This is a genomic window from Varibaculum sp. GTC20041, assembly GCF_055387755.1.
Genome location: NZ_AP041144.1, coordinates 2,195,158 through 2,206,990, shown reverse-complemented (window position 1 = coordinate 2,206,990; position 11,833 = coordinate 2,195,158). Strand labels below are relative to the sequence as shown.

9 protein-coding genes and 2 tRNA genes are annotated in these 11,833 nt (G+C 51.3%); 9 read left to right on the top strand and 2 right to left on the bottom strand.

Translation table 11 applies throughout. The annotated features are described in order from the left end of the window. Positions 1 to 42: 42 nt before the first annotated feature. The 5 genes from ACZ5BI_RS09650 to ACZ5BI_RS09630 all read left to right on the top strand — a co-directional run bounded on the left by ACZ5BI_RS09650 (position 43) and on the right by ACZ5BI_RS09630 (position 7,610). Positions 43 to 1,125 (top strand): sensor histidine kinase, encoded by a 1,083-nt coding sequence (locus ACZ5BI_RS09650; RefSeq protein WP_464896297.1) that lies wholly within the window; start codon positions 43 to 45, stop codon positions 1,123 to 1,125. Between the two features lie 2 nt (positions 1,126 to 1,127). After that, entirely contained in the window at positions 1,128 to 1,811 is a 684-nt protein-coding gene (locus ACZ5BI_RS09645; RefSeq protein WP_238128260.1) for a response regulator transcription factor, read from the top strand. A gap of 365 nt (positions 1,812 to 2,176) precedes the next feature. Then, the gene (gyrB, locus tag ACZ5BI_RS09640) at positions 2,177 to 4,201 is read left to right on the top strand and encodes a DNA topoisomerase (ATP-hydrolyzing) subunit B (RefSeq protein WP_464896296.1); all 2,025 of its coding nucleotides are present in this window, start codon (positions 2,177 to 2,179) and stop codon (positions 4,199 to 4,201) included. 14 nt (positions 4,202 to 4,215) lie between these two features. Further along, positions 4,216 to 6,885, top strand: coding sequence for a DNA gyrase subunit A (gene gyrA, locus ACZ5BI_RS09635; RefSeq protein WP_464896295.1), 2,670 nt, complete (start codon positions 4,216 to 4,218; stop codon positions 6,883 to 6,885). 14 nt (positions 6,886 to 6,899) lie between these two features. Beyond that, complete coding sequence (locus ACZ5BI_RS09630; RefSeq protein WP_464896294.1) at positions 6,900 to 7,610, top strand: DUF3566 domain-containing protein; 711 nt, start codon at positions 6,900 to 6,902, stop codon at positions 7,608 to 7,610. Here ACZ5BI_RS09630 and ACZ5BI_RS09625 read toward each other — a convergent pair. After that, positions 7,569 to 7,730: a hypothetical protein gene (locus tag ACZ5BI_RS09625; protein ID WP_238128258.1), complete on the bottom strand. Its 162-nt coding sequence runs from the start codon at positions 7,728 to 7,730 to the stop codon at positions 7,569 to 7,571. The two genes, ACZ5BI_RS09630 and ACZ5BI_RS09625, sit on opposite strands and share 42 nt — an antisense overlap. Before the next feature lie 3 nt (positions 7,731 to 7,733). Here ACZ5BI_RS09625 and ACZ5BI_RS09620 point away from each other — a divergent pair. The 4 genes from ACZ5BI_RS09620 to ACZ5BI_RS09605 all read left to right on the top strand — a co-directional run bounded on the left by ACZ5BI_RS09620 (position 7,734) and on the right by ACZ5BI_RS09605 (position 10,902). Further along, positions 7,734 to 7,807, top strand: a tRNA-Ile gene (locus ACZ5BI_RS09620). 166 nt (positions 7,808 to 7,973) lie between these two features. Next, a tRNA-Ala gene (locus ACZ5BI_RS09615) sits at positions 7,974 to 8,046 on the top strand. An 809-nt stretch (positions 8,047 to 8,855) separates the two neighbouring features. Further along, positions 8,856 to 10,157, top strand: coding sequence for an RNA-binding domain-containing protein (locus tag ACZ5BI_RS09610; RefSeq protein WP_464896293.1), 1,302 nt, complete (start codon positions 8,856 to 8,858; stop codon positions 10,155 to 10,157). 79 nt (positions 10,158 to 10,236) lie between these two features. Further along, a complete protein-coding gene (locus ACZ5BI_RS09605; RefSeq protein WP_024059563.1) occupies positions 10,237 to 10,902 on the top strand; it encodes a nucleoside/nucleotide kinase family protein in 666 nt (221 codons plus the stop codon). A 150-nt stretch (positions 10,903 to 11,052) separates the two neighbouring features. On the opposite strand, the gene ACZ5BI_RS09600 is transcribed toward ACZ5BI_RS09605, so the two are convergent. Then, a complete protein-coding gene (locus tag ACZ5BI_RS09600) occupies positions 11,053 to 11,832 on the bottom strand; it encodes an ABC transporter ATP-binding protein (RefSeq protein WP_024059984.1) in 780 nt (259 codons plus the stop codon). Position 11,833 lies beyond the last annotated feature (1 nt).

Sequence of the window (11,833 nt, the reverse complement as noted above, 5' to 3'; positions counted from 1 at the left end):
CACAATTAGTCTCTCAGATATTGCCCCCTTAATATATGAATTATGGAAAGCCAAAGTGAGCAGCAGCATTGGGATGGCTCTGGCTGGAGAGTTGAAGATCTCTCTACGATCCTTGACGCCCTCCCGGAAGCCTCGGTGGTACTTAATCCCGATAATTCGTTTGCCTATAGCTCACAATTGGCGCGTATAATTCCTCTTTTCCACAATGGGAAAATCGAATATGATCAGCTGCTAGAGCAGATTGATAAGGCTCGTGCTACAGGACGAATCGTAGAAAAAGAATACGATCTGGTGCATCCAGATGCCGCCGTTCCCTGGTCAGTTAGAGTGCGGGTGGCTCCCATATCTTTGCGGCACACCCTGGTGTTACTAGAGGATCGCACCCGCGTCCTCCAAGCTGATGCTACCCGGCGCGAATTCGTAGTTAACGCTTCCCATGAACTAAAAACCCCGGTGGGAGCGATTTCCTTGCTGGCGGAAACGATCCACGACAATGCCGATGATGTGCAGGCAGTGGAAACTTTTTCAACTCAGCTAGTTAAAGAATCGCGTCGACTCACCAAACTGGTGTACGAAATTATTTCCTTAGCGCGCTTGCAAGATGGGCGTTTGCCCTCTAAACCGCGTTCCATGATGGTAATCGAAGCTATTAACGATGCTCTCGACCAGGTGACTACCGCCGCGGAAGACGCAAATATTACAGTGAATACCCATTTCCCGCAGGGAGAAGATATTTTGGTCTATGCCGATTTGGAACTGCTGACTTCCGCCCTGCAAAACCTGTTGGAAAACGCGATTCGATATTCCGATTCCGGAGGTCAGGTAGATATCACCTTACGAGAAAACGACAATGTGGTTATCGAAGTTGCTGATAATGGGATCGGGATTTCTGAGGAAGACCAAAAACGAATTTTTGAACGCTTTTACCGGGTAGATCCCGCTCGTTCTCGTTCTACTGGCGGAACTGGGCTGGGGCTGTCAATCGTAAAACATGTGGTTTCGGATCTTAATGGCTCCATCCACGTGAACTCTAAACCAGGCGAGGGCGCTACTTTCACCATAACTTTGCCACGCCACTTCCCACAGACTACGCAAACTGATCAAATAGCTCTGACAAAGGAATAGAAATGACCACCATATTAGTAGTGGAGGACGAGGAAGCCTACCGCAAACCTCTCGAGTATTCCCTCAAACGGGAAGGTTACGAAGTTATTGGGGTGGAAGACGGTGATCAGGCGCTTTCAGCGGTGAAAGGCAACAGTATAGATCTAATTTTGCTAGATTTGATGCTCCCGGGAATCCCCGGTACGGAAGTTTGCCGCCAGGTACGCGAGAACTACGACACCCCCATCATTATGGTTACCGCGAAAGATGATGTGGTCGATGTGGTTATCGGTTTGGAGCTGGGCGCGGACGACTATGTAACTAAGCCCTATCGATTCCGCGAACTTTTGGCTCGAATTACTGCGGTACTGCGCCGTACCCAAGAGCTACCGGAACTAGGCAACGTTTTAGAGGTCGGCCCGGTAACCATGGATGTTGACCGCCACGAAGTGCGGGTACATGGCGAACTTAAAGAGCTACCGCTACGCGAGTTTGAACTGCTGGAATATTTCTTACGCAACCCCGAACGGGTACTTACTCGCGGGCAGGTTATGGATCGGGTGTGGGGCGAAAACTGGTTCGGTGACCCCAAGACCCTAGACGTACATGTTAAACGACTGCGTTCTAAGATTGAGGACGACCCGCACTCACCGAAGATTATCGTGACGGTGCGCGGGCTCGGCTACCGGATCATGGATCCGAAATAGTACCTATTTAGTTTTGGAACTTTGCGATTTGTTCTGCGAGTTTCCCCCGCTTTTTCCAATCGTTATCCGCGTTTTCCCCAAGCGGTACCCCGGTATTTTTCTACAATGCCGGACTAATGCTCATCCCTGTCCGTCTCCCTTGCCCGCCCTCGGAAAAAATTTGCGCCTGACGCACCGAAAGTAAAAAAGTGACTTTCCCCCGAAAAGTGGGGTGAGGCCGTAAAATGTGGGTTCTTGAGGCTTTCACGGTAGAATAGAGCTAGTGAGCGCCGGATTTTCGGCGTGAATGCCCTGGGGCAGACGGTGCCCAACGGCTGGAAATATCCGGCTCGGGGCCAGCGAACTAGATCAAGGAGATCCAGCAGGTGGCTGATCTGGGTGACCAACAAGTCCAGCACGAATACGGCGCGGACGACATCACAGTTTTAGAGGGGCTAGAGGCAGTACGTAAGCGTCCCGGCATGTATATCGGTTCAACCGGGGAGCGCGGTCTGCACCACTTGGTATACGAGGTAGTCGATAACTCGGTTGATGAAGCCTTGGCCGGCTATTGTGACCATATTGAGGTCGCCCTTCAGGCCGATGGCGGGGTGCGGGTTAGTGATAACGGCCGCGGAATCCCGGTAGATATGCATCCCACCGAAAAACGCCCCACGGTCGAAGTGGTAATGACTATTCTGCACGCGGGCGGCAAGTTCGGTTCGGGCGGTTACGCAGTCTCCGGCGGTCTGCACGGGGTTGGCGTATCAGTAGTAAACGCGCTTTCAACCCGGATGGATACCGTGGTGAAACGGCAAGGCTACGCCTGGCGGCAGTCTTTCGGTAACGGGGGGCATCCTCTCACCGAATTACAACGCGGCGAAGAAACCGAAGAAACCGGCACGCAACAAACTTTCTACCCAGACCCGGAAATCTTTGAGACCACTACTTTTAGTTTCGAGATTTTGCGGCAACGCTTCCAGCAGATGGCCTTCCTGAACAAGGGGCTACGCATCACCCTAACCGATGAACGTCCAGAGGCTACCGATGCCGGTGATCTGGTTACTGGCGATGTGCAAGGCACCGCTGATGATCCGGTTCCCGGTTTCCGCCAAGTTTCGTTTATGTACGAGAATGGTCTGCGCGACTATGTAGAGTTCATCAACCACTCCAAGAAATCTGAGGTTATCAACCCTGACATCATTGATTTTGAGTCGGTTAATGAAGACGCCTCGATCAGTCTAGAAATCGCCTTGCAATGGACCACCGCTTATTCCGAGTCTGTGCATACTTACGCGAACACGATTAACACCACCGAGGGCGGTACCCACGAGGAAGGTTTCCGCTCTGCTCTCACCAGCTTGATGAATAAATATGCTCGCGATAAAGGCATCCTCAAAGACAAAGATCAAAACCTAACCGGTGATGATATTCGCGAAGGTTTAACCGCTGTAATCTCGGTGAAACTAACCGAGCCCCAGTTCGAGGGGCAGACGAAAACCAAACTGGGAAACACTGAGGCACGTACTTTCGTCCAGCAGCAGGTTTATTCCAAACTGGGTGACTGGTTAGACGCCCATCCCATGGATGCGAAAGCGATTCTGGTTAAGGCACAGCAGGCGGCCACCGCGCGGGTAGCAGCGCGTAAAGCCCGGGAAGCTACCCGGCGCAAATCCGCCCTCGAATCCGTCTCAATGCCCGGTAAGCTGCGGGATTGTTCTTCTCGCGATGCCTCCCAATGCGAAATCTACATTGTAGAGGGCGACTCGGCAGGTGGTTCGGCCGTGCAGGGGCGCGACCCGGCTCACCAGGCCATTTTGCCGATCCGCGGCAAAATCCTAAACGTAGAAAAAGCGCGGCTAGATCGCGCCCTCTCCAGTCAAGAAATTCAGTCTTTGATTACTGCTTTCGGTACCGGTATTGGGGAAGACTTCGATATCTCCAAGCTGCGCTATAACGCCATTGTGATTATGGCGGACGCCGATGTGGACGGCCAGCATATCGCTACTTTGCTGCTGACTTTGCTGTTCCGCTATATGCGTCCCTTGATTGAAAAAGGGCACGTATTTATCGCTTGCCCTCCGCTTTACCGCTTGAAATGGTCAAATGCTCCCCACCAGTTTGTGTTCTCGGATCGCCAACGCGACGATTATTTAGAGGACGGCAAAGCTGATGGTAAACGCCTTCCGAAAGAGGGCGGGGTGCAGCGTTATAAGGGACTCGGGGAAATGAATCCCCAGGAACTGTGGGAAACCACTATGAACCCCGAAGACCGGATGCTTAAACAGGTGACCTTATCCGAGGCGGCCAGCGCTGATGAAGTTTTCTCGATGCTAATGGGTGAGGACGTCGAGTCGCGGCGAGCTTTCATTCAACGCAATGCCACTGACGTACGATTCTTGGATATTTAAGGGACAGGCAAAACATGAGCGATATAGACAACCAGGATCAAAACCAGCAAGCAGACTCCCCCGAAAAGGCTCAGCACACCGGCGCAGCTTTCGGGGGTGGGGACAGCATTTCCTCAGACGCCCTCGAAAATAATAATTCCGGTCTCTTCCAGGCTAAAGGTCATATTAACCAGGTTGACCTAGAAACCGAGATGCAGCGCTCCTACCTGGATTATGCAATGAGCGTGATCGTAGGGCGCGCCCTGCCCGAGGTGCGGGATGGTTTGAAGCCGGTACACCGGCGGATTCTGTATGCCATGTATGACGGTGGCTACCGTCCCAACGCTGGGTTTTCGAAATGTATGCGCGTAGTCGGTGACGTGATGGGGCATTTCCACCCTCACGGTGACGTCGCAGTTTATGATGCTTTGGCGCGTCTAGTGCAGCCTTGGTCGATGCGTTACCCGATGGTGGCTGGTCAAGGTAACTTTGGTTCCCCAGGGAACTTAGGGCCGGCAGCTCCGCGTTATACGGAATGTAAAATGGCGCCTTTGTCGATGGAAATGGTGCGCGACATCGATGAAGACACTGTCGATTTCATGGACAACTATGATGGGCGCACGCAAGAACCCACGGTTTTGCCTTCCCGCCTGCCCTACCTGCTGCTTAACGGGTCAGAGGGAATCGCAGTGGGGATGGCTACCCGGATTCCGCCCCACAATATGCGGGAAGTCGCTGACGGGGTGCAATGGGCCTTAGCGCATCCCGAGGCTTCGCGTGAAGAGTTAATGGAAGCCCTGATTGAGCGGATTAAAGGCCCGGATTTCCCCACGGGCGCCACTATTTTGGGACGGAAAGGGATTGAACAGGCATACCGTACCGGTCGCGGCTCTATCGTACAGCGAGCAATCGTAAACGTAGAGGAAATCAATTCCCGGGTTTGCCTGGTAGTTACCGAACTTCCCTACCAGGTCAATCCGGACAATCTGGCTGCAAAAATCGCCGGACTGGTGAAAGATGGGCAGATCGAGGGCATCGCAGATATTCGCGATGAATCCTCGGATCGTTCCGGACAGCGCCTGGTGATTGTGCTCAAGCGGGACGCGGTTCCCAAGGTGGTTTTGAACAACCTCTATAAGCGTACCCAGTTGCAGGATTCCTTCCCCGCCAATATGTTGGCGCTGGTAGATGGGGTTCCGCGGACGCTTTCTATCGATGGGTTTATCTCTAACTGGATTAATCACCAGCTAGAAGTAATCGTGCGCCGCACCAATTTCCGCCTCAAGCGCGCGCAGGATCGCCTCCATATTTTGCAAGGCTACCTGATGGCGCTGGACGCGCTGGATGCGGTGATTGCTACTATTCGCCAATCACCAACAGTTGATGAGGCGCGCAGCGCCCTGATGGAACTGCTCGGGGTAGATGAAGTCCAAGCGGATGCCATTTTGGCTTTGCAGCTGCGCCGCCTGGCCGCCCTCGAACGGCAAAAGATTCTCGATGAACACACCGAGTTGGAGGCACGGGTAAAGGATCTACAAGATATCTTGGCTCGTCCGGAACGGCAGCGGGGCATTATTTCCACCGAGCTGGGCGAGATTGTCGATAAATACGGCGATGAGCGGCGCACCAAGATAATGCCGTTCGCCGGGGAAATGTCGATGGAAGACCTGATTGAAGAACAAGACGTGGTGGTCACCATTACCCATTCCGGGTATGTCAAACGCACCCGCCTGGATCAATACCGCAGCCAAAAACGTGGCGGCAAGGGCATTAAGGGAGCGCAGCTGCGCGAAGATGACGTGGTGGATCACTTCTTTACCACCACCACTCATCACTGGTTGGCGTTCTTTACCAATAAGGGCCGGGTTTATCGGGCGAAAGCCTATGAACTACCCGAGGGAGGACGCGACTCTAAGGGGCAGCACGTAGCTAACCTTTTAGCGTTCCAGCCGGAAGAAAAAATCGCGCAGGTTCTGACGTTCAGCTCCTATGACGAGGCCGAGTATTTGGCGCTGGCTACCCGTTCAGGGCTAGTGAAAAAGACCCGGTTTACCGAATATGATTCCAACCGTACCGGGGGTTTGATTGCGATTAACCTGCGGGAAATGGAAGATGGTGCCCCTGACGAGGTGGTTTCTGCCGAACTGGTTAACGGTGACGATGAGCTATTGCTGGTTTCGCACCGGGGACAATCCCTGCGGTTCCTAGCTAGTGATGAAGCTTTGCGTCCTACTGGGCGCGCCACCTCCGGGGTGCGGGGAATGAAGTTCCGCGAAGGGGATCACCTGTTGGCGATGACAGTTATTCGCCCCGATAGTGACCTTTTGGTGGTGACCGAGGGTGGATACGCGAAACGCACTTCGGTAGAGGAATACCGGGTACAAGGTCGCGGCGGCCTCGGGATCAAGGTAGCGAACCTGGTGGCTGAGCGGGGCGGCCTAGTGGGCGCCTTGATTGTTAATGACGATGATGAAGTCATGGTGATTATGCATTCTGGTAAGGTGCAGCGCTCTCGCGTGGATGAGGTTCCTCGCACGGGACGTAACACCCAGGGAGTGATTTTCACTCGTCCGGCACCCGGGGATGCGGTTTTGGCTGTGGCGTTAAATAATGAGAAATCAGATGAAGATGATTCGTCGGAGGCTACGGATGAGGATCTCGATCAAGAAGTGGCCGCGTTAGAAACCGAAACAACTGAGCTTTAGTGAGAGGCTGACCAATGACAACTGATGGCAAAGATCAAGATAAGGCTCGCTCAGAGCAAAGCGTTGATGATGTTTCGCGGGAGAGCGAAGCCTCTACTATTAGCGAAGATAATAGCGCCGACCAGTCTTCGCAGAATGAAATACCGCAAGCTGCTGACCCGCAAACTAATAGTGGGGACAGCCAGGTGAAAAAGACCGGAAAATCTCCTCAGGCAGCGGGCAAAAAGACCGCTGGTAAGTCTGCTTCTAAGGGCGGTAGCAGTTCTGCAATCCCACAGGTTCCGGAAGTGTCTTCTTCTGCAGACAAGGCGGGACAGACCGAGGCCGCGGCTGCGTCCTCGGCAAAGAAGATTGGCGAATATCAGCCGCGTCAAATCTCGTTGGTGGTATCCCGGATTGATCCCTGGTCGGTGATGAAGGTGTCCTTCCTGTTATCGGTGGCGCTCGGGATCGCCATGGTGCTGGCAGGATTGTTGGTCTGGCTGCTGCTAAATTCGATGAGCGTGTTTAGTTCGGTGGAAAACTTTATTAACGATATTGATCCCACCGGTTCGATTGCGTCGATTATTGATTATTTGCGCTTGCCGCGGGTAATGGCGATGAGCACTATTATCGCAGTCTCGAACGTGATCTTAATGACCGCGTTTTCAACGGTGGGGGCGCTTATCTATAACTTGGTGACATCATTGGTTGGTGGGATCAGGCTGGCGCTGACCGACGAGTAGCAGCACCGTATTCTTCGCTGGCTGTGGGATCTCGAGGGTGGCGTGACGGAACGCACCTAGGACGGGTTTGAAAGCCGGGTTAGGAATGTTGTAATCTGCAATGGTGTTCGCGATGGACACGATGGGCCTATAGCTCAGTTGGTTAGAGCGCAGTCCTGATAAGACTGAGGTCGCTGGTTCGAGCCCAGCTAGGCCCACTGCAAGGGAAGTTTGTTCCAGCAATCGGCCAGGTAGGTAGATTTGAAAAAGACCTTCAAACTGTTGTTTATCGGGGTGTTTTTCGCCTGGCTGGTGAATGCGGCAAATGACCTTCGCAATGATCCGGGAGTATGGAAGTACCTGTAGGGGGTTTCCTACTCTAAAGGGGCTATAGCGCAGCTGGTAGCGCATCTGCTTTGCAAGCAGAGGGTCGCGGGTTCGAGTCCCGCTAGCTCCACGATGAGGAGTCCGAACGGTGAAAAAGCCGTTTGGGCTTTTTTATTAGTGAGGATGACGAAATCGTGCGTAATCCCGTCAGGGATTACTGGCACTAAATAGGGGCTCGGCTTTTGCCGGGCCCCTGAAACTATAAGCTGAGGGATTCGAACCCGTGAGGGCTGGCGCGGGGAGGTAGCGAACGCGGGTTGAGCGTTCGCCCGCGCCAGTGGTTTTCGGAGGCTGTGCTCCGAAAACCCTTGCTGGTGCGTAGCACCGCCGAGTCCCGCTAGCTCCACCGTGACGAACCCGAACGGTACGAGAACCGTTCGGGTTTTCGTATTAGTGAGGGTGAGGAAACGGTGCGCAACACGAAGTGTTGCTAGCACGATGGTGAGCCCCGGCCTTGTGCCGGGGCATCAGTGTTTTGAGCCAAGGGACTCGAACCCGTGAGGGCTGGCGCGGTAGTGGTCGGTGCGGGGGCTAGGTTTTTCCTCCCGCCCAAGAATTCGGAAAACGTAGCGACGTTTTCCGAATTCTTATGCCCACCGCACCTGCTCGGATAAAACCTAGCCCCCGCACCTCGGGGTCAAAGTTCGTGAAAGCATGTGCAAACCCCTAAAACCCCTAGTCAGACCAAGAAAAACATCGATTTTGTACACATTTTTTAGGTATTAACCCTAATTTCATCGTTATATCATCGCGGGTACGCTTCCACTCAATATGGATTCGTACCCTCTTCTTGTTTTTCTAATCACTACACGAATACAAATCAACAAGAATGACTATTATAACTATAATGGTGATTAAGAAAACAACAGGAGGTGCCTTATGGCATTTAGTGAGAGCGAAACTATCGAACTCAAGTCTTCGGTTGTTGCAGACCTTTGCAAAGAGGTGATTGCCTTTGCTAACACCAAAGGCGGCACTCTTTACATTGGTGTTGAGGACAATGGTACGGTGATTGGTGTAGATAGTACCGACCGTGTTACCTCGCAAATTAATAACATGGTTCGGGATTCCATCAAACCTGATATTACGATGTTTGTCCACTACGAGACACAGGTGATAGATGATAAACAAATTATTGCCGTGACCGTTCAGGAGGGTACAGACCGTCCTTATTATCTGGGCAGCAAGGGATTAAAGCCCAGTGGCGTGTATGTCCGCAATGGTACATCTATAGATCCTGCCTCTGATACCGCCATCCGAAAAATGATTAAAGAAACCGATGGCGACAGTTTTGAAACCATGCGCTCTTTGGAACAGAATTTGTCATTCCAGGCAGCTGAAGCACAGTTTGCCAAGAGGAAGGTTCCCTATGATGCTGCTAAGATGCAGACTTTGGGAATGGTTTCCTCGGACGGCGTTTACTCCAATGTAGCGTTGCTTCTGTCCGAACAATGTCCGAATACCATCAAGGCTGCAACCTTTGCCGGTGTTGATCAGAGCACATTCCAAGATAGACGTGAGTTTACTGGTTCACTGTTTCAGCAGATGGAGGATTTGTATGCCTATCTCGATCTGCACAATCAAACCAAGGCCACATTTGAGGGACTATACCGAACTGATACCAGAGATTATCCAGAGGACGCTCTGAGAGAAACATTGATGAATTCTCTGGTGCATAGAGATTACTCTTTTAGTGCCAGCACCCTTGTCAGTATCTATGATGATCGAATCGAATTTGTATCCGTGGGCGGTTTGCCTGCCGGAATCACTTTGGATGACATTATGCTCGGACTCTCCGTTTGCAGAAATCCGAAATTAGCAGCTATCTTCTATCGCTTAAAGCTGATTGAAGCTTACGGAACCGGTATGCCCAAAATCATGAAAGCATACGCAGGCACAGGGTTAGAGCCTAAAATTGAAGTAACAAACAATGCTTTCAAAATTACACTTCCCAATAGAAATGCCGCTAAGACAATGGCTACCATGTCTAACGAACGCAAATCCAATGAAGAAAAAATTCTGGATCTGATTGACAAAAACAGCTATGTAGTACGTAGCGATGTGGATCAACTGTTGGATGTCAGCCAAACAACGGCCAGCCGTATTCTAAAACGCATGATTACAGACGGCTTGATCTATCAGGACGGAAGAGGCAGAAAAACAAAGTACAGAAAAGGTTAACCGTTTGCAACGAATGGCTCGTAACTCTTTCTATATCAGTAAAATCAAAGGAGCAAAATTCCTTTTAGGAGGGTTTTGAGTGAAGTTTTATGAATTTGGATGCCTGGAATATCTTGCGCGAGATCTATGCAACAAGTTGCGTCCCGGTCGCAGTATTGTTGGTATCGCCGGAGCTCCTGGCGCTGGAAAATCTACGTTAGCGCAGAAACTTGCTGATTATTTAACGCATGTTATGGACATTCACAGTGCATACCTGCCAATGGATGGATTTCATTTTTCGAATGCCGTATTGCGGCAAAAGCAGCTACTAGATCGGAAAGGGGCTCCGGAAACCTTTGATGTGAACGGATACCTCAATGTATTGCAACGGTTGCGGGAATTAGTAGACTACCCTCTTTTCGTCCCTACCTATTCCCGCAGGCTACACGAGCCGATCGCTGCTGCTATCGAAATAAAACCAGACACTCAAGTTATTGTTACTGAAGGGAACTATTTGGCCTTCCAAAATGGTGATTGGGCAAATGTTAAGAAAATGCTAGATATCCTATGGTATTTGGATACTGATGTTTCATTACTTAAAGATAGGCTCATTGAAAGGCAAATGGCTGCAGGATACTCCCGAAAGCGCGCGGTCAAATGGTTCAACGAAGTTGATTCACCCAATATCGATATCGTTGAAACAACCAAGCCCGAGTCCGATGCCCTCATCAGAATACTTTTCGATATTTCGGTAGAAAACAGCTAGTTTACTTCCAGCCGCTTCCTCGCGGGCAGCGCGTTTTAATCCCAGCCTATCGCCCTTAAACCAACAATGAAGTCTTGCCCTTTGTAACTCTAACAGGCGTGTTTTCCTGGTTACAGTACACCGTTAGAGCCTGCGATATTAGCTCACCTGTCAGGTAGTGGATGGCAATGGTTTGAAAATAAATTGTTTGACGTTTCTGTCTTGGACTTCTTTGGCGCTTACGCCATAAACATCGTGGATGAGTTCAGGAGTGAGAATATCGTCCGGGACCCCTTGAGTGTGTACCCGACCATTTTTAAGAATAATTGCCTGGTCGCAGTAGCGGGTTACCAGGTTAAGATCATGCAAGATTATGACAGCGGTGTCGCTAACATTCTTGATGATACTAAGAATTTGATGTTGGTATTTGATATCTAGATGATTTGTGGGTTCATCTAGCAGGATACATTTACATTGTTGGGCGAGGGCGCGGGCAATAAGAACCCGTTGACGCTCCCCACCGGAAAGCGTATCCACATAGCGCTCTTGCGCATAGCTCATACCAACAGCGGCAAGAGCTTCTTGACAGATTTTACGATCAGCTGCGCTATATCCTTGAATATCCTTACGATGCGGGGATCGTCCCAGAAGAACAATATCGAGTACGCGGGTTCTTTCCATGTCGTGCTCGAATTGGGAAACCACTGCGATACGTCGGGCAACTTGACCGGGGCGCATTTGATCTAAAGGCTGCCCACTGAGGAGGATTCTCCCCTCCGATAGTTTTTGTGCAGCGAACATAGCCCTCATGAGGGTAGTTTTCCCGGAACCATTAGGGCCGGCGATACCTAAAATTTTACCTTGAGGTACCTCGAAGGAGACCCTGTCAAGAACTTTGGTGTCACCGAAGTGGACGCTAGCTTTGTCTATCGTGAGGGGAGAATCATTCATC

Excerpts from the sequence above, each read along its gene's own strand:
- ACZ5BI_RS09610 (WP_464896293.1), top strand. The coding sequence starts at position 8,856 with ATGGCATTTAGTGAGAGCGAAACTATCGAACTCAAGTCTTCGGTTGTT.
- ACZ5BI_RS09630 (WP_464896294.1), top strand. The coding sequence starts at position 6,900 with ATGACAACTGATGGCAAAGATCAAGATAAGGCTCGCTCAGAGCAAAGC.
- gyrA (WP_464896295.1), top strand. The coding sequence starts at position 4,216 with ATGAGCGATATAGACAACCAGGATCAAAACCAGCAAGCAGACTCCCCC.
- ACZ5BI_RS09600 (WP_024059984.1), bottom strand. The coding sequence starts at position 11,832 with ATGAATGATTCTCCCCTCACGATAGACAAAGCTAGCGTCCACTTCGGT.
- ACZ5BI_RS09645 (WP_238128260.1), top strand. The coding sequence starts at position 1,128 with ATGACCACCATATTAGTAGTGGAGGACGAGGAAGCCTACCGCAAACCT.
- ACZ5BI_RS09650 (WP_464896297.1), top strand. The coding sequence starts at position 43 with ATGGAAAGCCAAAGTGAGCAGCAGCATTGGGATGGCTCTGGCTGGAGA.